Source organism: Vibrio furnissii CIP 102972, assembly GCF_000176175.1.
Taxonomy (GTDB): Bacteria; Pseudomonadota; Gammaproteobacteria; order Enterobacterales; family Vibrionaceae; genus Vibrio; species Vibrio furnissii.
Map to the genome: position 1 here is coordinate 876,840 of NZ_ACZP01000014.1, position 21,567 is coordinate 898,406.

Sequence of the window (21,567 nt, forward strand, 5' to 3'; positions counted from 1 at the left end):
GACAGAGGTCATGGGCGAGAAAAAGGAGCGCGATGATGAATTGGTATTGGCAGGCGTGGCAACTTGGGCTGAGTTTTTCCGGGCGAGCGACGCGTCAGGCGTACTGGATGTTCTTTTTAGTCAATCTGCTGGTCAGCCTTGTATTGGTGGCGCTGGAGATCAACGCCGGTTCGCCGCCGTGGGTGGAAGTGGCGTACAGCATTCTCAGCTTTTTACCGCTGGTGGCGGTGACGGTGCGCCGTTTGCACGACACCGGACGCTCTGGCTGGTGGAGTTTGGTGTGCTTTATTCCGGTGATTGGTGTGGTCGTGCTGTTGGTGCTGATGGCGCTGCGCAGCGAGCCGCACCGCAATCGCTTTGATGTCGTGCAATAGGGAGGAACGGAAGATGAGACGAATTCAAACAGCGGCTTGGTTGGCACTCGTGTGGGCATTTGGCCTATCAAGCGCGGCGCAGGCAACGGAAAACCCGCGGGTGGATGAACATGGACAAGACACAACGGTGGCATGGCTCCCCAGCGATGTGCAAGGTCTGGTCATCGTGCCCACCGTGGCGGAAGGGCATCTGGTTTATCTGCATGGAATCGCTGGCAAAGGCGCGTACCTGAGTCGCAATGAGGATGGTGAACTGTGCATTGTGGCGCCGCTGCACATCGTGGCGGGTAACTTTGAACAAGGCGGTATTGTGGTCAAAGAAACCGGCCCGGTGACGCTGCGCATATACAGTCGCGAAGTATCGCAAGCGCTGCAAAACGGCGATCAGGTCACAAGTGAGCACTTACACGTAACGCAAGGGCTCAACCATGAACCCGGTGATGTGGCGATCGAAAGCGGCATCGGCAGCCAAGTGCATTTTATTTTGAACCCGCGCCGCAAGTGGACCTCGTGGCTCAATGGCGAATGGTCAGCCGCGCGCTGTCAAACCGCGACCGAGGCACAACTCAAGCAGCTCTACACACGTCAATATTAGTGTCAGGTTCGTGAATCGTGACTCGGTTTATGAATCGCTATCAGGTGCATGGGGCTGCAAACATTGATTCCACCTCAGAATTCGATTTGTTATTGGCATATGCTAATTTCATTTTTGAGAGTGAGGTGGATGATGACCAAGGCGTTAGAATCGCACGCAATGTGCGCGGTGTGCTCGCCAGCCGAGCACAATCCTTATTCATTGGGCGTGGCTTTGGGGTGCGACGAGCGCGGGCAAGTGAGTGGTCACTTTACCGTCTGTTCGCGTCATCAAGGATATCGCGGAAAGCTGCATGGCGGAATCGCCAGTTCGCTGCTCGATGCCGCGATGACGCACTGTTTGTTACACCAAGGTATCGAAGCGTTGACGGCGCAGTTGGACGTGCGCTTTCATCACCCGATTGTGGTGGGGGAACAGGTGGTGATTTCGGCGCACTGCGATACGGTGCGCCGAGGGATTTACCTGCTGACCGCGCAGCTGCACGTTGACGGTGAGCTGCGGGTCAGCGCCAGCGGCAAATTTCTCCAAGAGAAAGTGAAAGCGAGCTAGCTGCGCAGGTATTTGTCCATTTCCTCTTTCGGCACCATGCCGCCCCCGGTTGCCCATACCAAGTGCGTGGCGCGGCTGAGTTGGGCGTCACTGAAACCATGTTGAGCGAGATAGCCGTGATCGCGCTGCGCGACGACCGGCCCTTTCATGCCCGCCAAAGCTGACGGTTCGAGCTGAATCTGTTCATAATCGCTGAGCATTTTCAGCAGCGTAAATAACGTTTCGTCGCTGACGGTGTAATAGCCATCGAGCAGGCGTTCCATGGCGCGGCCGACAAAACCCGATGCCCGCCCGACGGCGAGGCCATCGGCTGCGGTGAGGTTATCGATGCCCAAATCTTGCACGCTGATGGCATCGTGCAAACCGGTGTGCACGCCAAGCAGCATGCACGGCGAGTGAGTCGGTTCGGCAAACAGGCAGTGCACGTGATCGCCAAACGCGAGTTTGAGTCCAAAGGCAACGCCGCCCGGGCCACCGCCCACGCCGCACGGCAGGTAAACAAACAGCGGATGCTCGGCGTCGACGCGAATTTCGCGCTGTGCCAATTGCGCTTTGAGGCGCTCACCGGCCACCGCGTAGCCCAGAAACAGCGTGCGGGAGTTTTCATCGTCGATGAAAAAGCAGCTCGGATCGTTTTGTGCCTGCGCGCGCCCTTGTTCAACGGCGACGCCGTAGTCGCTGTCGTATTCCACCACGGTGACGCCATGTGAGCGCAGTTTGGCTTTTTTCCATTCACGGGCATCGGCCGACATGTGCACCGTGACGCGAAAGCCGAGCTTGGCGCTCATGATGCCAATCGATAGGCCGAGATTTCCGGTGGATCCGACGGCAATCTGATGCTGCGAGAAAAAGTGGCGCAGTTCATCGCTCGCTAGGGTGCGGTAATCGTCTTCAAGGTGAAGTAAACCCGCTTGCAGTGCGAGTTGTTCGGCGTGGGCCAGTACTTCGTAAATCCCGCCTCGCGCTTTGATCGAGCCCGAAATCGGCAGGTGGCTGTCGAGTTTGAGCAGCAGCTTGCCCGGCATGTCGGTTTGGTAGTGAGATTGCAGCGCGCGGCGCATGTGATCGATGGTCACCAGCGGCGATTCGATGATGCCCTGGTTGACGGCGGTTTCAGGAAACACGTGTTCAATATACGGCGCGAAGCGGCGCAGCCTTGCAGCCGCATCCTGCACGTCTTGCTCACTGAGGCCAACATGGGGCAGGCCTTCCGCCAGCGTGGTGATGTTGGGGTTGAACCATTGCGTTTCTTGCAGCGCAATGAGCTGTTTGAGCAATGGAAATCGTTCAATAAGGGCTTCGGTCATGGGGCACCTTCTCATCGGGTTTTAGCTTGTCATCATAACGATTTGTGTCGGTTTGCCTAGGGCGGGGCAATCAAAGTCTGAACCGATGCGTCACCTTGGCCGAGTGGATGTCGAAAATCTTCAATCTCTGGTGCTTCTCTTTCCTTATGCTGTGAAAAACAGAGGAGAAAGACCATGTCAAAACGCATCAACTACATCCACATCGCACCGCAAGCCATGGAAATTTTGTACACGCAAGAAGCGTACTTCCATGACCAGTTTCGTCAGTCGGACACCCTAAATATGACCATCTGGGAACTGGTAAAGTTGCGTGTGTCGCAAATTAATCAGTGTGCCTTCTGTATCGACATGCACAGCAAAGACGCGCTCAAAATGGGTGAGCAGCCCGAGCGAATCTGGGGACTGAGTGCCTGGAAAGACATGCCACTTTATAGCGAGGCTGAACGCGTGGCGTTGGCGTGGGCAGAACTGCTGACGGCGGGTCAACCCGTGGATGATGACGCCTATCAGCTCACCTTGAATACCTTTGGTGATAAAGCTATGGTGAACCTGACGGTGGCGGTGAATGCCATCAACAGTTGGAACCGGATGGTGAAAGTGTTTCAGCCGCAGGTGGGGCTGTATCAACCCAACTAATCGCAATGTGGGAACATCCGTTTGGATTTAGATTTTGAGATCTTCAAACCGCAGGGATTATTAGCCGGCCAGATTCAGGCAATCTGGTCGGTTTCTGTTGCGCCTGAAACCAAGCAAACCGTGCGCAGGCAACTCCTCAGCGATGCAGGAACGGGCGTGACCTTTATTTTGCAACAGCAGGTGCAAATGGACGACGAATGGCAGTCGCCGGGCGTGGTGTTGCTGCCGGTCAGCACTTTGGCTCATCAGGTTGGCTTGCCACCGGGAGCCGTGGTGGCGGGGGTACGCTTTCATCCCGCAGTTGGCTATCAGCTGTTTGGTGAACGGCTGGAGACGCCGCTGCGCATTGCAGGCGACCACCCACTTGCCGCGTCGGCACAGACCGCCTTTTCTGCGCTGCAAAGCGCGCGTTCTCCGGCTGCCAGAATCACCACGTTATATCGCTGGTGCCACGCGTTGATTGCGCAGTATGAGCCGCAAGATGTGGGGCATATCATTCATCGCCAGCCCGAGACGCTCAGCCAGCGTCAGCGCGAACGCCAGTTTCAGAAATGGCTGGGGATCACGCCGAAACAGTATCAACGCATCGTGCGGGTGAAACAGACCTTGGAGCAATTGCGTGCGCAACCCCATGTGTCGCTTGCCGATTTGGCGCTCGAACAGGGTTTTGCCGATCAGGCCCACATGACGCGCGAGTGCAAACAGATCGCCCGCATCACGCCCAAACAATTTGTCCGCCAGCGCAAGTCCTGATGGACTGGCCAGCAGGCATAAAAAAAGCGCCGCAAGACGGCGCTTTTTCGATGGAGCGGTGAGCGAATTATTTCGCAGCCACTTCACCCAGTTTGATCCACGTATCAATCACGGTGTCTGGGTTGAGCGAGACCGAACTGATGCCTTGTTCCATCAGCCATTCCGCCAGATCTTCGTGATCGGATGGACCCTGACCACAAATGCCGACGTACTTGCCCGCTTTGGTTGCCGCATCAATCGCCATCTTCAGCATCACTTTCACCGCAGGGTTGCGCTCGTCAAACAGGTGCGCCACGTCACCGGAGTCACGGTCAAGGCCAAGGGTCAACTGAGTCATGTCGTTTGAGCCGATAGAGAACCCATCGAAGTACTTGAGGAACTCATCCGCCAGTACCGCGTTGGATGGCAGTTCGCACATCATGATCACTTTCAGGCCTTGCTCGCCACGGCGCAGGTCAAACTTCGCCAGCAGGTCAATCACCGATGCCGCTTCGCTTGGTGTACGCACGAATGGAATCATGATTTCGACGTTTTTCAGTCCCATTTCGTTACGCACGCGTTTCACCGCCAGCGTTTCCAGTTCGAAACAGTCTTCAAACACTGGTGAGATGTAGCGAGACGCACCGCGGAAGCCCAGCATTGGGTTCTCTTCGTGCGGTTCGTAGTGCTTGCCACCCACCAGATTGCTGTACTCGTTCGATTTGAAGTCTGACATACGCACGATCACGCGTTTTGGCCAGAATGCTGCGGCGATGGTCGCGATACCTTCAGTCAGTTTGCTGACGTAGAAATCGATTGGATCTTTGTAACCACGAATGCGGTTGGTGATTTCAGCTTTCAGTTCATCGGTTTGCGCGTCGAAGTTCAGCAGCGCTTTCGGGTGAATGCCGATCATCTTGTTGATGATGAATTCCAGACGCGCCAGACCCACCCCTTCGTTCGGAATTTGTGCAAAATCGAAGGCACGATCCGGGTTACCCACGTTCATCATCACTTTGGTGGGCAGCAGTGGCAGTTCATCAACCGATGAGCGGCGCACTTCAAAGTCCAGCAAGCCTTGGTATACGTAGCCGGTTTCCCCTTCCGCACACGAAACGGTCACGGTTGCGCCGTCTGTCAATGTGCTGGTGGCGTTCCCACAACCGACGATCGCCGGAATGCCCAGTTCACGTGCGATGATTGCCGCGTGACAGGTACGGCCGCCACGGTTAGTGACGATCGCAGTGGCTTTCTTCATTACCGGTTCCCAGTCTGGGTCGGTCATGTCGGTGACCAGTACATCGCCTTCTTTCACCAGTGACATTTGATCTAGGGAATCGACCAGACGAACGGTGCCGCTGCCGATGCGCTGACCGATCGCACGGCCTTCAATCAGGATGTCGGCTTTGTTGTTCAGCTCGTAACGCTCAATGACGTTCTGTTCGCTTTGTGAACATACGGTTTCTGGACGCGCTTGCACGATGTACAGCTTGCCGTCGATGCCGTCTTTCGCCCACTCAATGTCCATTGGACGCTGGTAGTGCTTCTCGATGATCATCGCTTGTTTTGCCAGCTCTTTGATCTCGTCATCGCTTAGAGAGAACTGGTTACGTTCGGCGTCGGTGGTGTCGATGATTTCAACCTGTTTGCCGATCACTTGGCTGTTGGCGTAGATCATTTTCACCAGCTTCGAACCGAAGGTTTTCTTCACGATCGGTGCTTGGCCTGCTTCCAGCAACGGTTTGTGCACGTAGAACTCATCTGGGTTCACCGCGCCTTGCACCACCATTTCGCCCAGACCCCAAGCTGAGGTAATGAAGACGACTTGGTCGAAACCCGATTCGGTATCGAGGGTGAACATCACGCCCGATGCCGCTTTGTCTGAACGCACCATGCGCTGGATACCCGCCGACAGCGAGATGCCGCGGTGGTCAAAGCCTTGGTGAACGCGGTACGAGATCGCGCGGTCGTTAAACAGCGACGCGTACACGTGCTTGGTCGCTTCCAGCACCGCATCGATGCCTTTCACGTTCAGGAAGGTTTCTTGCTGGCCCGCAAACGAAGCGTCTGGCAGGTCTTCAGCGGTAGCCGAAGAGCGAACCGCGACCGAAAGCTCGGGGTTGCCTTCGATCAGGGTGTCGTAGTTGTCTCGAATGTCCTGCTCTAAATCCGCAGGGAATGGGGCATCTAATACCCATTGACGGATGGTGGCACCTGTCTTGCGCAGGGCTTCTACATCGTCAACGTCCAGTTCGTCGAGCAGGGTATGAATGCGATCGTCCAAGCCTTCAAAATCAAGGAATTGGTTGAACGCGTAAGAGGTTGTCGCAAAACCGTTGGGTACGGACACACCGGCGTTGGCGAGGTTAGATACCATTTCGCCAAGTGATGCGTTTTTACCGCCGACTTTATCGACATCTTCCATGGATAGGCTATTGAACCAGAGGGTGTTCTTTTGCATGTCTTTCTCCAGAAACATTGCAGCTTTGTAGGGGAGGGCAATCGATTACGTGGCAACTGAAAAAAATTCCGAGGAATTTTTCAAAGCTGTGGGGGCCGTAATGGCATGCCGGGTTTTATTATCGGTATTATGTAAACCATCGTAATAAAATTTATTTGAATGTTTAAACGAAAATGGAAATAGATTGTCAAAGCCGTGATGTATTCTACGTTTCGGATGGAACCGCGATTACATGTGAAACATTAGGTCACGTCGTTCTCGGCCAGTTTTCTTTTGTGCCGAACGAAAAGACCTTCCCGTTTGTCGAAACCGACGACAAACTGAGCGACCTCATCAAACAGATCGAGCACTCATTTCAGCGCAACGGCGTTCGCCCGTTGGTGTTCTTCTCCATCGTCATTCCTGAGTTTCGCACGCGTCTGCTGAATGCGCCTGCGCACTGTTATGACGTGCTGGAAAGCATTGTTCAGCGCGTCAAAGATGACATTCAGATGGAACCGACGCCCAAACTGCAACGTTCGCGCAGTGTCGGCAAAGATTCCAACACCTACTTTGACCGCATCGCCGCGATTGAATACACCCTGGCGCACGATGACGGCATCTCCACCAAAGGCCTCGATCAGGCTGATGTGATTCTGCTTGGCGTGTCGCGCAGTGGCAAAACCCCAACCAGTTTGTACATGGCGATGCAGTTTGGCCTGCGCGTGGTGAACTATCCGTTTATTGCCGATGATATTCGCGCGCTCAAACTGCTGCCGGAATTTGAAATTCACCGTCACAAGCTGTTTGGCCTCACCATCGACCCGGAGCGCCTGACCGAAATCCGCGAAAACCGCTTATCGGGCAGTGACTACGCCAGCACCGAGCAGTGTCAGACGGAGCTCGCCACAGTCGAAGCGCTGTTTCGCCGCGAAGCGATTCCGTACATCAACACTTCATCGTTGTCGGTGGAAGAAATCTCCACCCGTATTCTCGAAAAAGCGGGGCTGAAACGGCGCTTATTCTGACCTTAACGCCCATTTTCAAGCCATCAACAGGGCGCCTCGGCTCCCTGTTTTTTCAGCGCTCAGACCAGTGGTATTCGCTAACCACTTTAATTAACCGGGCGCGCCACTTCATCGACTAAATACAGAATCGACTGGTACGGAATGCCGCTGTGATGTGACAAGCCAATTTCACACGTGCGGCTGTTACTAAAGCCGCGCGAACAGGCTGACGGTACTTGTTCTTTCAGCGGATGCACCGCCGCCGCATTCAGCTCTGGGGTGGTAAAGCCTTTGTCGCCCGCCCAACCGCAGCACTGAATGTGCTCTGGCACCACCACGTCAGTCACGCACGCCTGCGCCAGTTTGAGCATCTCGTTTTCCAGCCCCATGCGACGCGAACTGCAGGTGATGTGCAGCATCACGGTTTCCTGTTTCGGCGTGATTGTCAGATGATCCAACAGATACTTGCTGACAAAACCCGTTGGTTCGAGAATTTCCAGCGGTTTGGTGAACTGCTCCATGCTGCGTTTGGCGCACGGGCTGGTGTCCATCAGCACCGGATAGGTGCCGTGATGGCTCGCTTCCCATAGCGCTTCTTCCAGTTGCTGGGCTTTGCTTTGCGCCAGTTCGGTCATGCCTTTGCTGTCGTAGGGCATACCGCAGCATTGGCTGCTGAGTTCGCTCGGCAGAATCACCTCAAAGCCCGCTTTATTGAGTAGCGATAAAGTCACCTCGGTCAGTGGGCGCTGATCCTGCGCGTCGCTTTGCTGGCCCATATTGCGGCTGGCACACGATGGCAGATAGACCACTTTTTTCTCACGGCGCGGCAGATTCTCGGCGGCGAGTTCAAGTTGATGGGTGTTGGCCTGTGGCATCTCCGGCATCCACAGCGGTGTTTTGCCTTGGGTCAGATTGCGCAAGCCGTTGGTCAGGTTACCGACGGTTTTCTTACCCAGCACCTTGGTCGCCAGTTGGTTCGCTTTCAGTCCGCTGCGCGCAATGGCGGTGGTGGCGGAGAAGTGCTCGGCCGTCCAGCGCGCAATCGGCGTGAATTTCTGATATTTAGCGGTGCGAAGTTTCTTCACCAGATCGCCGGTGTTGATGCCCACGGGGCAGCGCTCGGCACACAACCCGGTCGCGGCGCAGGTATCTAGCCCCTGATACTCGAACACTTGTTCAAGTTCGCTCGCCTGCACGTTTTCACCTGCGGCAATACGGCGCTGCAATTCACGGAACAGCACAATGCGCTGACGCGGAGAGAGCGTTAAGGTGCGCGACGGACACACCGGCTCACAGAAACCACACTCGATGCAGCGGTTGACCAGATCATCGGCCGCCGGCATTGGTTTGAGATTGCTGATGTGCGAATGGGGATCGGTGTTGACGATGACGCCCGGGTTGAGCAGGCCGCGCGGGTCAAACAGCGCTTTGATTTTCTGCATCAACGCGTAGCCGTCTTTGCCCCATTCCAGCTCCACATACGGCGCCATGTTGCGTCCGGTGCCGTGCTCCGCTTTCAGCGAGCCTTGATACTTCACCGCCACCAGTTCGGCAACATCGTCCATAAAGGCGCCGTAGCGGTCGATCTCTTGCTGGCTGTCAAAGCCCTGCGTGAACACAAAGTGCAGGTTACCTTCCAGCGCATGGCCGAAAATGATCGCTTCGTTGTAGGCGTATTTGTCGAACAGTGCCTGAAGGTCGCGCACGCCAGCGGCGAGATCTTCAACCGGAAACGCCACGTCTTCAATGATGACGGTGGTGCCGACTTCGCGCACGGCGCCCACGGCCGGGAACATGCCTTTGCGAATGCCCCACAGCGTCGCCACCATACGGCTGTCGGTGGTAAAGGGCACGGATTCAAGAATGTGATAGTCGCCGAGCGCGCGCATGATCGCGTCGCACTGCGCATCCAGCGTGGCTTGATCGCTGGCGTGGGATTCGATCAGCAGCGCGGCTGCTTCGAGATCCAATGTGGCGATAAACGCAGGCATGCCTTTTTTATCGGCCACCGAGCGCATCGCGCGGCCATCCATCATTTCAACCGCCGCGACCGGTGATTTTGACAGCGTGGTCACGGCTTGACTGGCTTGTTCAATATCGGCAAACACCAACAGCGCCGACGCTTTGTGCGCGTGTTCAATGACGGTGTTGTAGGTGATCTCGGCGATAAAGCCGAGTGTGCCTTCTGATCCGATCATCAGGTGCTCAAGCACCTCAATCGGATCGCTGAAATCCACCAGCGCATTGAGCGCGTAGCCGGTGGTGTTTTTCAGGCGGTATTTGTGACGAATACGTTCGGTTAATGCTTGATTGGCGAGCGTTTCAGCGCACAGCGCTTCAAGGCCAGCGACCAGATGCGCTTTGTGTTGCTTGAAGTGTTCCACGCTGGCGGCGTCTTTGGTATCCAACACAAACCCGTCGGCGAAGACAATTTTCATGCTGTCGACGGTGCGATAGGAGTTCTGCGCCGTCCCGCAGCACATGCCGCTGGCGTTATTGGCCGCGATGCCGCCGATTTTACAGGTATTGATCGACGCCGGATCGGGGCCGATTTTGCGCTGAAATGGTGCCAGGTATTTGTTGGCATCGGCGCCAATCACGCCTGGTTGGAGAAGAATCTTGTCGCCATTTTCTAGGATCTGGTGACCACGCCAATCGTCGGTCAGGGTGATCAGCACCGAATCGGACACCGCCTGACCCGACAGGCTGGTGCCTGCTGCGCGGAAGGTGAAGTGAATGCCGAGTTCGCCGCAGCATTCAATGGCAAAAATCACTTCGTCGAGTGATTTCAAGCGCAGTACGATTTTGGGTACCAAACGATAAAAACTGGCGTCGGTGCCGTAGGCGAGGCGCTTGGCCTCCTGAGTCACGATACGTTCCGGGTCGATTTGGCTGCTCAGTTTCTGTTCTAATTGACGATAATGTTCGGCAGTAGGTGACTGATTCATCATAGCTTCCAGTGTCATGCTTTCAGTGTTAGGAAAGAAGGCTTCAAAATGGAATTTCGAAGCCTTCTTGGGGTTTATCCGTTGACCAGCGATTCACGCGACAGGTCCTGAATGGTTTTAGCGCCGGTCAGCGTCATGGCGACTCGCATCTCTTTTTCAAACAAGTCGAGTAGGTTTTCTACGCCGGCCTGTCCTTGGGCGGCCAGTGCGTAAACAAAGGCGCGGCCGAGGAGCGTACAGTCGGCGCCCAGTGCCAGCATGCGCACCACATCGAGGCCCGTGCGGATGCCGGAGTCGACCAGAATCTTCAGGTCGCCTTTCACCGCATCCGCGATGTCTGGCAGCGCACGTGCGGTCGAGAGGACGCCGTCGAGCTGACGGCCGCCGTGGTTCGAGACCACGATTCCATCAGCACCAAAACGTACCGCATCTTTGGCATCTTCGGTATCCAGAATGCCTTTGATCACCATCGGGCCGTCCCAGAAATCACGAATCCATTCCAGATCTTTCCACGAAATCGACGGGTCGAAGTTTGTGCCCAGCCAGCCGATGTAATCTTCCAGTTTGGTGGGTGTGCCGCGATAGGTGGAGATGTTGCCCAGATCGTGCGGTTTGCCCAGCAGACCCACATCCCACGCCCAGCTTGGGTGCGTCATGGCCTGCATCACGCGGCGCGCGGCCGCGTTCGGGCCACTCATGCCGGAATGCATGTCACGATAGCGTGCGCCCGGCACTGGCATATCCACCGTAAACACCAACGTGGTCACGCCAGCGGCTTTGGCGCGTTCCAGTACGTTTTTCATAAAGCCGCGATCTTTGAGTACATACAGTTGAAACCACATCGGGCGGTCAATCGCTGGTGCCACTTCTTCAATTGGACACACCGAGACGGTAGAAAGCGTAAACGGAATGCCTTTGTTGCTGGCGGCGGTGGCGGCCTGCACTTCGCCGCGGCGGGCGTACATGCCGGTCAGGCCAACTGGCGCGAGGGCAATCGGCATCGCCAGCGATTCACCAAACAGTTCGGTCGACAGATCAAGCTGTGACATGTCGTTGAGCACACGTTGGCGCAGCGCGATGTCAGACAGGTCGTCGGTGTTGCGGCGCAACGTATGTTCACTGTAGGAGCCGCCATCGATGTAGTGAAACAGAAACGGAGGCAGTTTGGCTTTCGCCGCAGCGCGGTAATCGGTGGATGCCGAAATAATCATAGATACATTCCTAATGTTAGCTCGTGCAGGTCAGATGCCTGCTTATGCCCGTGAACCGAAACGCTGCTGATGAAGGCTGACTGCGCAGCGTCAGGTTGGCGGGGTCTCGTTGACTTAAACGTTCATTAATGCGTCGGTCATGTGGAAACCGTAGATCACGGCCAGACCAATTAATCCTGTTACTACAAGGTAGTAGAAAGTTGGAATGATGGTTTTGCGCAGTGTCGCACCTTCACGACCCAGCAGGCCGACTGTGGCCGATGCCGCCACCACGTTGTGAATGGCAATCATGTTACCGGCTGCCGCGCCCACCGCTTGCAGAGCGATGACGATGACACTCGATACGCCCAAGGTTTGCGCCACTTCAAACTGGAACTGGCTGAACATCATGTTTGAAATGGTGTTGGAGCCTGCGATGAAGGCGCCCAAGGCCCCAACGGTTGCGCTCAGTGCGGGGAAGGCATCGCCCACTAATCCTGCGGCAAAGTTCGCAGTCGTCACCGGCATGCTTGCCAGATCCGACATATTCACGCCTGAGTTGATGAAGATACGCACCATGGGAATGGTGAACACCAACACGAAACCGGCGCCAATCAGGGTTTTGGTCGATTCACCCAGCGCTTGCCCCATCGGTTTGAGACTGCGCGCTTGCAGCAAGACGGCCAGCAATGCGGCGAAGACCAAAATCCCACCCGGCAAATAGAGCGGCGCAATCGAGGCGCTCACGCCCACTTCACCGAGAATGTTGTTGAATGCCAAATTCACGCTCAGCAGCAGGCCTTTGAAATCCGCACTCACGCGGCTCAGCACCAGAATGACCGCCAGCAGCACGTACGGTAGCCACGCCAGCGCGAGGCCCATCGGTTTGCCTTTGATGTCATCGAGATCCATTTTTAGCGAGCCGAGCCATTCCGCTGGCCATTCGTTTTCCGGGCGAAAATCCCAGTTCTGTTTTGGCACCAAAAAGCCTTTTTTCGCTGCGGTCACCACAATCGTCAGGCCGAACAGACCACCCACCAGTGAGGGGAATTCAGGGCCCAGCAGCACGCCAGTCAGCGCGTAAGGAATGGTGAACGCGAGGCCGGCAAACAGCGCAAATGGCAGAATGCTCAAACCTTCGGTCCAGCTGCGGTTTTTGCCAAAGAAACGGGTCAGCATCATCGCCATCAACACGGGCATCAAGGTGCCGACGCTGGCGTGGATTAACGCCACGCTGGCGGTGATCTGCTGCAGGTACGCGTCCCAGTTTGAGCCGTGTGCCACCAGCGCTTCGGTGATGTTGTGTGTATCCAGCCCTTTGTTCACCCCAACCAGAATCGGGGTGCCCACCGCGCCAAATGAAACTGGCGTCGACTGAATCATCATGCCCATCAGCACCGCTGCCAGCGCAGGAAAACCGATGGCCACCAGCAGAGGCGCAGCAATGGCTGCAGGTGTGCCGAAACCGGAAGCGCCTTCAATGAATGAGCCAAAACACCAAGCGATGATGATGGCCTGAATGCGGCGGTCAGGTGAAATGTTGGTGAACCCATTGCGAATCACGGTAATCGCGCCGGTGTATTTTAGTGTGTTGAGCAGGAAAATCGCTCCAAACACGATCCACAGTACGGTGACGGTGATCCCCAATCCTTGCAGTACGGATGCCAACACGCGGTTGGCCGTCATGTCCCAAAATGTCAAAGCAATCGCCACGGTCAGCGCAAACGCGACCGGCATGGCTTTTTTCGCTGGCCAATTCAGGCCAACCAGAAGAATGGCTGCCACCACAATCGGTGAAAACGCAACCAATGCTAATACAGTGTCGCTCATGGAATACTTCCTCGTCCTTGAACTCTCCATCCATCAATGATGGCTTAACACGTGATGTAGGATACGGGTTAAGACGTTAGAGCTCGGTGTTACAAATTTTTATAGTTGTGATGGGTTTGTTAATTCGGCGTGAATGTACCCCTTTATTTTTTTGCGATATAGGGAAATAATGAAAATAATTAGTTCCAAAATTGGCATAATCGAATGCGTGCAGACGACTTAATTCTGTTTTCTCAGGTGGTAGAGCTGGGCAGTTTTAGTAAGGTGGCTGAACAAAATAACCTTACGAATTCGGTAGTTAGTAAAAGAATGGCGCGATTGGAAGAGGAATTGGGCGTTCAACTATTATATCGAACAACGCGTAAATTGACCCTGACCGAAGCGGGCAAGGCGTTGCTGGCGAGTGCGAAAAATGTGAAGCAAGCCACTCAGGAGGCGATGGATGCAGTGGCGGGGTTTGGCGAAAATGTCAGCGGTCACATTCGCATGTCGGTGCCCAGCATCTCGGGGGATTTGATTCTGGCGGATGCGGTGGCGGAATTTTGTAACCTGCATCCGGGGCTGACGGTGGAAATGTCGCTCGATAACCGCTTCGTTGACTTGGTGGAAGGTGGGTTCGATTTGGTGATCCGCACCGGTTATCTCGAAGATTCCAGCCTGATTGCGCGTCATATTCTCGATTCACAATGGGTGGTGTGCGCGTCGCCTTCTTACATTGCGCGTAACGGTAAACCGATAAAGCCGGAAGATTTGGTCAATCATAACTGCCTGCAATATGCCTACCAAACGACGGGGGCAACCGATTGGGAGTTCAAAAGCGCCAAAGGCAACTACATTGTGCGCGTGTCAGGCACCTTCACGACGGACAACGCCACGGCGCTGCGCAAAGCGGCACTGGGTGGTCACGGCATTGCTTACGTGCCGCGCTGCTTGGTGTATCACGATTTTCGCAATGGTGAGCTGGTGGACATTTTTCCGGAGCAAGTCGGCAAGAAACTCGGCATCTACGCGGTGTATCCGTTTACCCGCCAGCCGCCGAACAAAGTCCGTTTGCTGATTGAGCACATTCGCGCCCGTTACTTGGCTATTTCCCACTATTTCTGAGCTTTTTGTTCTCTTTTCCTGATTATCCGTTGCGATCGCTTCGTTGTGAGCGCTCGTTCCAGAAAAGAAAAATGCCGCATCCGTGCGGCATGTTCGATCGGCGGCCAAACCGATGTCACTGAGATTGACTCCGCCAGTATGGCAAGGGTCGATGACAGTTTGATTACGCGGCGACTTCCTCATCCACATCAAACGAGGCGGCAATCAATTTCTTGGTGTAGTCGTGCTGTGGACGATGGAAAATGTCTTCGGCGCTGCCTTGTTCCATCACTTCGCCTTTTTGCATCACCATCACGCGATCCGACAGCGCTTTCACCACGCTGAGGTCGTGGCTGATGAACAGAAAACCGATGTTGCGGCGCTGTTGAATGTCTTTGAGCAAGTCAATCACGGTGAGCTGCACTGAACGGTCGAGGGCCGAGGTCGGTTCGTCGAGCAAAATGAAGGACGGTTCGAGGATCAGCGCGCGTGCGATTGCAATGCGTTGGCGCTGACCGCCAGAAAACTCGTGCGGGTAGCGGTTGATCGCGCTGGCATCCAGACGCACCTCTTCCAGTGCTTTGCGTGCCCGTTGCAGACGTTCTGCTTTGCTGATGTGCGGTTGATGCACCAGTAATCCTTCGGTGATGATTTCGCCAACCGTCATGCGCGGTGACAGGGAACCGTAGGGATCCTGAAACACCATCTGAATGTCTCTTTTCAGCGCCAATCGCTGCACGTCGCTCAGCTTGCGATAGTCCATGCCTTTAAATTCAATCTCGCCTGTGGACGGCAATAGGCCAATCAGCGCGCGGCCTAGCGTCGATTTGCCGCTGCCGGACTCGCCGACAATGCCGAGCGTTTCACCCTGTTTGAGTTCGAGTGAAATGCCTTTCACCGCTTCAAAGTACTGATTCCGGCTGGCAATGAAATGCGGTTTGATGAGGAATTTGACTCGAATGTCGCTTGCTTTGAGCAGCGCGGGCGCATTCGCATCAACCGGATCTTTGCTGCCTTTAGGAATGGCGTTGATCAGCATGCGGGTGTAGTCGTGCTTGGCGTTGGTAAACAGCTCTTGGGTGTCACCTTCTTCGACCACATCGCCTTTGCACATCACCAGCACGCGGTCGGCAACATAACGCACCACGCCCAAATCATGGGTAATGAACAAAATCGCCATGCCCATTTTGGCTTGAATTTCTTTGATGAGTTTGAGGACTTCGGCCTGCACCGTCACATCCAGCGCAGTGGTGGGCTCGTCGGCAATCAGAATGTCGGGCTCGTTGATCAACGCCATCGCAATCATGATGCGTTGCAATTGGCCGCCAGAAAATTCGTGCGGATACTTGCTGTACGCCTGCTGCGGATTGGGTAAATGCACCAGTTCAAACAGTTCCAACACGCGCTGTTTGGCCTGAGCCATCGACACGTTGCGGTGGCACCTCATCGCCTCTGCCACTTGAATGCCCACGCGCAGGTAAGGATTGAGCGAGGTCATCGGCTCTTGAAAAATCATCCCAATGCGATCGCCGCGAATGCGCTGCATGTACGCTTCGCTTTTTTCCAACAGCTCTTCACCTTCAAAGCGAATGCTGGATTGCGGATCGAGACGCGCGTTGTTAGGCAGCAGTTGCATCAATGCGTTGGTGGAGACTGACTTACCGCTGCCGGACTCGCCAACAATCGCCAGTGTTTCGCCGACATTCAGCTCAAAGTTGACGTTTTTGACTGCTTCAACCACGCCATCGTTGGTTTGAAAGCTGACCGACAGGTGTCGAACCTGCAACAGAGGGGAGTGTGACATTGTGCATCCTTATCAATTGATCACGGGCACGCGGCTTTGCAGCTCGCGATACGATTTTAGCTGGGTGAAATAGTGGTGCGCTTTTTCAACCTGTTCATATTCCAATTGCCACGACGCATTGCGCTGCGCGAGGCAGAACGCGCCAATGTGGCGCAGCAAATCATGACTGTGTTTTTCCAGCACGGGAGAGACGGCGGCTACCAAATCCAACTCTTCAATCGACATGAATTGCAGCAACGCGTAGGCTTGATTGAGCACCTCAAACGCGCGCTGATATTGCCCCATGTTGTTGAGAATTTCCGACTGCGCGACGGCGGCGTCGCGCAATCCGGCGATCAAGCAGCTCATTTGGCACGGCTTGGTGTTTTCGTCGTGCGTCGCATGCTGAATGTGGTGCGGCAGATGATGCAGCACATCCTCAAACAGATAGTGGGCCTGTGGCCAATGGCCCTGTTCGAGCAATTTTTCCGCCTGAAGATAGGTGGTCCAACATTGTTGCAGATTCATCGTCCGCCTCCTGTGCAATGATGGAGATTATTTAAATGCAAATAACTATCAATTGCAAATGATTGTCATTTTTAAATTGAGGCATGTGATTGGCGAGGAACGCTCGTTTGGCGGTGAAATTGATTGTTATTTGTTCGATTGAGCGCGAATCCAGTCTAAGTCACTAAAAAGTCAATGCTTTACATCTACACTTAGGCTACAAAACAAGAAGTATAAACACCGAAGGAGGGGAGTATGACGATTCAACAATTGAACGCAGCGCAGCTCTACCACGTCGCAGAGCTTGAGCAACTGCCGTGTAAGTCGACCAAAGAATTGGCTCCCATTGATGAAATCGTTGGCCAGGAACGCGCGCAAAAAGCGGTCGAGTTCGCCATGTCCATCAAGGAAAAAGGTTACAACATTTACGCCATCGGGCGGAATGGTTTGGGGAAACGCACCATGATTTTGCGTTACCTCAGCCGTCACAAACACGGCCCCATCGATTTGTTCGATTGGTGCTATGTGGCGAATTTTGATGATATTCGTGTGCCACGCGTGCTGAAGCTGCCGTGTGGCGTCGGGCAAGCGTTCCGTCAGGACATTGAAAAACTGATGGTCAAATTGATGAACGCGATTCCACTGGCGTTTGACAATGAGCTCTACTTCTCTCGCGCTGAAAAGCTGAAAAATCAACTGGCTCAAAAACAGCAAGATGAGCTGGAAGAGATTACCCGCAAAGCCAAAGAGCGCAGCATCAGCCTGACGATCACCACCCAAGGCGATTACCAATTTGTTGCCATGAATGGGGAAGAACTGCACACCGAAGAAACCTTTGATGCACTGAGCAAAAAAGAGCAAGAGCAGTTCAGCCAAACCATCGATGAGTTGGAAGTGGCACTGCGCAATATGGTGCGCCAGTTGACGGAGTGGGAAGAGTCATACAGTGAAAAGATTAAAAAGCTGAATGACGACGTGACGCTGGATGTGATCGGCCACTTTATCAAACAGTTAAAGCAGGATTATTCCAAGTACGCGGAGGTCAAAACCTATCTGACCGATCTGCAAAAAGACATCGTCGAAAACGTCGAAATCTTTTTGGATGAAACCGGTGAGCAAGGTGAATTGGCCAGTGCGGCGTTGGATAAAAAGCTGCCACGCCGTTACAAAGTGAACGTACTGGTGAGTCGCACCAAAGAAGATTTTCCGATTGTGGTGGAAGAGAACCCGAACTACCACTCGCTGTTTGGTTACATCGAAACCGCCACTTACAAAGGCACCGTGTTTACGGATTTCTCACTGATTCGTGCCGGTAGCTTGCACAAAGCCAACGGCGGCGTGCTGCTGATGGACGCGGTCAAAGTTCTGGAACAACCCTATGTGTGGGATGGCCTGAAACGCGCCCTGCGTTCGCGCCAGCTCAGCTTCACTTCATTGGAAAAAGAAGTGACGTTGACGGGCACCGTGTCGCTCGACCCAGAACCGATCCCACTTGATGTGAAAATCATCCTGTTTGGCGATTACCGCACCTACGAGCTGCTGACGCATTACGATCCAGAGTTTGGGGAGCTGTTCCGCGTGACCGCCGATTTCGAAGATGAAATGAAGCGTACACCAGATACCGAGCTGCATTACGCGCGCTTTATCTCCAGCATTGTGCACGACAACAGCATGTTGCATTGTGACCGCAAAGCGATCGCGCGCATCATCGAACACAGCTCACGCATCACTGGCGATCAGAACAAGCTATCGTTGCACTCGGCGCACATCGCCAACTTGCTGCGCGAATCCAACTACGTGGCGCGTCAGGCGAACTCCAACATGATTCGTCAGAACCACGTCGATGAAGCATTGCAGAATCAAGAAATGCGCGTGAACCGCTTGCAAGAAGGCGTGATGGAAAGCTTCGTCAACGGCACCACGCTGATGGAAACCGAAGGCATGGCGATTGGTCAAGTGAACGCATTGTCGGTCCTGGCGACCAGCGATCACGCTTTTGGGGTGCCCAACCGAATCACTGCCACCACATCGTACGGCGACGGTGACATCATCGACATCGAACGCAGCGTGGATCTGGGCGGCAGCATTCACTCCAAAGGGGTAATGATTCTGTCGGCGTATCTGAGTTCAGTGTTTGGTCGCACCGCACGCGTGCCACTGACCACGACCATCACGTTTGAGCAATCGTACGGCGGCGTGGACGGCGACAGTGCCAGCATGGCTGAATTCTGTGCCATTGTGTCGGCATTCTCCAAACAGCCCAACCGCCAAGACATCGCCATCACTGGCTCCATGAACCAGTTTGGTGAATCTCAGCCGATCGGCGGGGTGAACGAGAAGATTGAAGGCTTCTTCGATGTGTGTGGCATCAAAGGTCGCCACAATACCCAAGGGGTGATCATTCCGCGCTCCAACCGCCACAACTTGATGCTGCGGGCGGATGTGGTGAAAGCGGTGGAAAAAGGAGAGTTCCACATTTGGACGATTGATCATGTCACCGAAGCGATTGAAATCCTGACCGGTAAATCGGCAGGGGTGGCAACGGATGACGGCAGCTACCCAGTCGATACCATCTTTGGGTTGGCGCAAGCGAAACTGAACGCACTGCGCAAGTAAACGGATGATTGCCATCACCTGCTGAAACGGCCACCCCAAGGGGTGGCCTTTTTTTATACATTCTTTCATAAATTGTCACGATTGTTTCATCATTGTCAGCGTTGTCATAGGCCAAACGTTTACCTTGTTAACAGTATGATTCGTGTGCAAATTAATACTGGACATGAATATCATCTTTGCCTACTCTCCGCGCCGAATACACTCTTTTGGGCGAACGCCCGCTGCATGGACGCATACTTTTTATTGTGAGGTTGTACCATGCAGGTTTCATTGAAAAACATATCAATACGCGTTCAGATTTTATTACCCGTGGCTTTTCTCACGGTGGTGTTGCTCATCGCACTCTGGATCACCAAATCGAACTTGGTTCAAGAACAAGAATCCGTTGAGGCGAACACGCAGACCTTAGTGCAGTACAAAGACACGCTGGCGCAAGTGGATGACACCATTTACCCGCTGCGCATTAGTGCGGTGTATGCGATTTACGACCCCGCTCGTCGAGACGTGTTTCTGCAAGAGCTCACCAGCGGCTTGAAAACGGTAGACGACACCCTTGAAGCGATGCAAAAACAAAAGCTATACGATGAAGAAATTGAACGCGTGCAACAGCGCATCGTCGATTATGTGGAGATGTCGCAGCGTGCGGTGGCGTTTTTTACCCGTCGTGATGCCGGTTTAGTCAGTGAACAGGAGTACCGCCAATTCATCGCAGAATACCGCGTGGTGGGAAACCGCATGGTGGAAGCCATTAATAACTTGTCACAAAAGGTCAATCACTACGCGACTCAATCCATGCAACAAAGCGCGAAAGACAGTGATGTTGTCATGCAAAACGCGATGTGGAGTGTGTTGTCGGTCTTGGTGGTGTCGCTGGGCGCCGCTTGGCTGCTGTCGGGGGCGATTGTGGCACCGATTCAGCGTTTGCAAACGGTGATGCGCAAACTGGCGCAAGGCGATTTGTCGGTGCGTGCTGATGCGAGCGGCAACAACGAAATTGCGCGTTTAAACAAAGACGTCAACCAAACCGCAGCGCAGTTGCATGCCACGGTCGATCAACTGACGCGCATCAGTGAAGACGTGGCCTCGGCGGCGACGGAACTGGCGGCTGTCATGACGCAGGCCGAAAGCAACGCGCAGCAAGAGCTGATGGAAATCGAGCAAGTGGCTTCGGCGGTGAACGAATTGGCGAGCACCGCCAACAATGTCAGCGACAACGCGACCTCTGCCGATTCAACGGCGCGCGAAGCGGATGGCTTGGCGCAATCGGGCTTGTCGATCTTTTTGGAAAGTGGTCAAGCCAGCGAGCAGATGTCGGTGGCACTTAACGATGCGGCGCAAGTGGTGCAGCGTTTGAAAGAGCAGTCGGAACAAATCAGCAACGTGATTGAAGTGATTCGCGGCGTGTCTGACCAAACCAACCTGTTGGCGCTGAATGCGGCAATTGAAGCGGCGCGCGCAGGCGAATCTGGCCGTGGGTTTGCGGTGGTCGCCGATGAAGTGCGCATGCTGGCCGCGCGCACGCAGGCATCGACGGAAGAGATTCAAGCCATCATTGAGGAACTGCAAGGTCAATCGGTGCTCGCCAACGAAAGCATGCAAACCAGCTTGGCGATGCTCAATCGTAACAATGAACTGGCGCTGCGAGCTAACGATGCGCTGGTTGGGATTACCGAATCCGTCTCGGCCATCAATGACACCAACGCGCAAGTGGCCACTGCTGCTGAAGAACAATCGCAAGTGACGCAAGACATCAACCGCAACGTGGTCAATATGTCGGAGCTGGTGCAGCAAAATGTCACCGGGATCAGCCAGAGTGCCAGCGCGAGTACCGAGCTGTCTCGTTTGGCCGAAAAGCAAAAAGAGCAGCTTTCCTTCTTTACACTGTAAATATTCTGGAAATCAACAAGCTAAGCCGTGCAATACCTTGTATTGTGCGGCTTTTTATTTGCACCGAAGAGGATCTAACTAGC

16 protein-coding genes and 1 pseudogene are annotated in these 21,567 nt (G+C 54.4%); 10 read left to right on the forward strand and 7 right to left on the reverse strand.

What is annotated here, in order from left to right:
• Nucleotides 1-32: 32 nt before the first annotated feature.
• From VFA_RS14175 to VFA_RS14185, 3 genes are all read left to right on the forward strand, one after another.
• Entirely contained in the window at nt 33-374 is a 342-nt protein-coding gene (locus VFA_RS14175) for a DUF805 domain-containing protein (protein ID WP_004727539.1), read from the forward strand.
• Nucleotides 375-387: 13 nt separating this feature from the next.
• The gene (locus VFA_RS14180; RefSeq protein ID WP_004727540.1) at nt 388-969 is read left to right on the forward strand and encodes a hypothetical protein; all 582 of its coding nucleotides are present in this window, start codon (nt 388-390) and stop codon (nt 967-969) included.
• 132 nt (nt 970-1,101) lie between these two features.
• Nucleotides 1,102-1,518: a PaaI family thioesterase gene (locus VFA_RS14185; protein ID WP_004727541.1), complete on the forward strand. Its 417-nt coding sequence runs from the start codon at nt 1,102-1,104 to the stop codon at nt 1,516-1,518.
• Here the strand turns inward: VFA_RS14185 and dsdA are convergent.
• Nucleotides 1,515-2,825, reverse strand: coding sequence for a D-serine ammonia-lyase (gene dsdA / locus VFA_RS14190; protein WP_004727542.1), 1,311 nt, complete (start codon nt 2,823-2,825; stop codon nt 1,515-1,517). The two genes, VFA_RS14185 and dsdA, sit on opposite strands and share 4 nt — an antisense overlap.
• 174 nt (nt 2,826-2,999) lie before the next feature.
• Between dsdA and VFA_RS14195 the strand changes: the two genes are divergently transcribed.
• The gene (locus tag VFA_RS14195; RefSeq protein ID WP_004727543.1) at nt 3,000-3,461 is read left to right on the forward strand and encodes a carboxymuconolactone decarboxylase family protein; all 462 of its coding nucleotides are present in this window, start codon (nt 3,000-3,002) and stop codon (nt 3,459-3,461) included.
• A 21-nt stretch (nt 3,462-3,482) separates the two neighbouring features.
• Complete coding sequence (locus VFA_RS14200; protein ID WP_004727544.1) at nt 3,483-4,214, forward strand: helix-turn-helix domain-containing protein; 732 nt, start codon at nt 3,483-3,485, stop codon at nt 4,212-4,214.
• Between the two features lie 67 nt (nt 4,215-4,281).
• Here the strand turns inward: VFA_RS14200 and ppsA are convergent, their stop codons facing one another.
• Nucleotides 4,282-6,672: a phosphoenolpyruvate synthase gene (gene ppsA / locus VFA_RS14205; RefSeq protein WP_004727545.1), complete on the reverse strand. Its 2,391-nt coding sequence runs from the start codon at nt 6,670-6,672 to the stop codon at nt 4,282-4,284.
• Between the two features lie 155 nt (nt 6,673-6,827).
• Between ppsA and ppsR the strand changes: the two genes are divergently transcribed.
• Complete coding sequence (gene ppsR / locus VFA_RS14210; RefSeq protein ID WP_014257746.1) at nt 6,828-7,661, forward strand: posphoenolpyruvate synthetase regulatory kinase/phosphorylase PpsR; 834 nt, start codon at nt 6,828-6,830, stop codon at nt 7,659-7,661.
• A gap of 86 nt (nt 7,662-7,747) precedes the next feature.
• On the opposite strand, the gene VFA_RS14215 is transcribed toward ppsR, so the two are convergent.
• From VFA_RS14215 to VFA_RS14225, 3 genes are all read right to left on the reverse strand, one after another.
• Nucleotides 7,748-10,606, reverse strand: coding sequence for an FAD-binding and (Fe-S)-binding domain-containing protein (locus tag VFA_RS14215; protein WP_004727547.1), 2,859 nt, complete (start codon nt 10,604-10,606; stop codon nt 7,748-7,750).
• 56 nt (nt 10,607-10,662) lie between these two features.
• Nucleotides 10,663-11,799, reverse strand: a complete 1,137-nt coding sequence (gene lldD / locus VFA_RS14220; RefSeq protein ID WP_004727548.1) for an FMN-dependent L-lactate dehydrogenase LldD — start codon at nt 11,797-11,799, stop codon at nt 10,663-10,665.
• A 114-nt stretch (nt 11,800-11,913) separates the two neighbouring features.
• Nucleotides 11,914-13,566 carry an L-lactate permease gene (locus tag VFA_RS14225; protein ID WP_370447174.1) on the reverse strand — a complete coding sequence of 551 codons (1,653 nt, stop codon included), beginning with the start codon at nt 13,564-13,566 and terminating at the stop codon, nt 11,914-11,916.
• A 1-nt stretch (nt 13,567) separates the two neighbouring features.
• On the opposite strand from VFA_RS14225, the pseudogene VFA_RS24305 reads away from it, so the two are divergent.
• Nucleotides 13,568-13,645, forward strand: a pseudogene (locus VFA_RS24305) (deoxyribodipyrimidine photolyase); the annotation flags it as partial.
• Nucleotides 13,646-13,812: 167 nt separating this feature from the next.
• Complete coding sequence (locus tag VFA_RS14230) at nt 13,813-14,712, forward strand: LysR family transcriptional regulator (RefSeq protein ID WP_004727550.1); 900 nt, start codon at nt 13,813-13,815, stop codon at nt 14,710-14,712.
• A gap of 163 nt (nt 14,713-14,875) precedes the next feature.
• On the opposite strand, the gene VFA_RS14235 is transcribed toward VFA_RS14230, so the two are convergent.
• Nucleotides 14,876-16,495, reverse strand: coding sequence for an ABC transporter ATP-binding protein (locus VFA_RS14235; RefSeq protein WP_004727551.1), 1,620 nt, complete (start codon nt 16,493-16,495; stop codon nt 14,876-14,878).
• 12 nt (nt 16,496-16,507) lie between these two features.
• On the reverse strand, nt 16,508-17,002 hold the full coding sequence (locus tag VFA_RS14240) for a hypothetical protein (protein WP_004727552.1): 495 nt from the start codon (nt 17,000-17,002) through the stop codon (nt 16,508-16,510).
• Nucleotides 17,003-17,236: 234 nt separating this feature from the next.
• Between VFA_RS14240 and VFA_RS14245 the strand changes: the two genes are divergently transcribed.
• Together VFA_RS14245 and VFA_RS14250 are read left to right on the forward strand one after the other, a co-directional pair.
• Nucleotides 17,237-19,597 (forward strand): Lon protease family protein, encoded by a 2,361-nt coding sequence (locus VFA_RS14245; protein WP_004727553.1) that lies wholly within the window; start codon nt 17,237-17,239, stop codon nt 19,595-19,597.
• 258 nt (nt 19,598-19,855) lie between these two features.
• On the forward strand, nt 19,856-21,484 hold the full coding sequence (locus tag VFA_RS14250) for a methyl-accepting chemotaxis protein (RefSeq protein ID WP_038151838.1): 1,629 nt from the start codon (nt 19,856-19,858) through the stop codon (nt 21,482-21,484).
• The last annotated feature ends 83 nt before the right edge of the window (nt 21,485-21,567 follow it).

Bases quoted from the DNA above. Each gene is read 5' to 3' on its own strand.
- VFA_RS14175 (WP_004727539.1), top strand. From the start codon at position 33: ATGATGAATTGGTATTGGCAGGCGTGGCAACTTGGGCTGAGTTTTTCC.
- VFA_RS14180 (WP_004727540.1), top strand. From the start codon at position 388: ATGAGACGAATTCAAACAGCGGCTTGGTTGGCACTCGTGTGGGCATTT.
- VFA_RS14185 (WP_004727541.1), top strand. From the start codon at position 1,102: ATGACCAAGGCGTTAGAATCGCACGCAATGTGCGCGGTGTGCTCGCCA.
- dsdA (WP_004727542.1), bottom strand. From the start codon at position 2,825: ATGACCGAAGCCCTTATTGAACGATTTCCATTGCTCAAACAGCTCATT.
- VFA_RS14195 (WP_004727543.1), top strand. From the start codon at position 3,000: ATGTCAAAACGCATCAACTACATCCACATCGCACCGCAAGCCATGGAA.
- ppsA (WP_004727545.1), bottom strand. From the start codon at position 6,672: ATGTTTCTGGAGAAAGACATGCAAAAGAACACCCTCTGGTTCAATAGC.
- ppsR (WP_014257746.1), top strand. From the start codon at position 6,828: ATGGAAATAGATTGTCAAAGCCGTGATGTATTCTACGTTTCGGATGGA.
- VFA_RS14215 (WP_004727547.1), bottom strand. From the start codon at position 10,606: ATGACACTGGAAGCTATGATGAATCAGTCACCTACTGCCGAACATTAT.
- lldD (WP_004727548.1), bottom strand. From the start codon at position 11,799: ATGATTATTTCGGCATCCACCGATTACCGCGCTGCGGCGAAAGCCAAA.
- VFA_RS14230 (WP_004727550.1), top strand. From the start codon at position 13,813: ATGCGTGCAGACGACTTAATTCTGTTTTCTCAGGTGGTAGAGCTGGGC.
- VFA_RS14235 (WP_004727551.1), bottom strand. From the start codon at position 16,495: ATGTCACACTCCCCTCTGTTGCAGGTTCGACACCTGTCGGTCAGCTTT.
- VFA_RS14240 (WP_004727552.1), bottom strand. From the start codon at position 17,002: ATGAATCTGCAACAATGTTGGACCACCTATCTTCAGGCGGAAAAATTG.
- VFA_RS14245 (WP_004727553.1), top strand. From the start codon at position 17,237: ATGACGATTCAACAATTGAACGCAGCGCAGCTCTACCACGTCGCAGAG.
- VFA_RS14250 (WP_038151838.1), top strand. From the start codon at position 19,856: ATGCAGGTTTCATTGAAAAACATATCAATACGCGTTCAGATTTTATTA.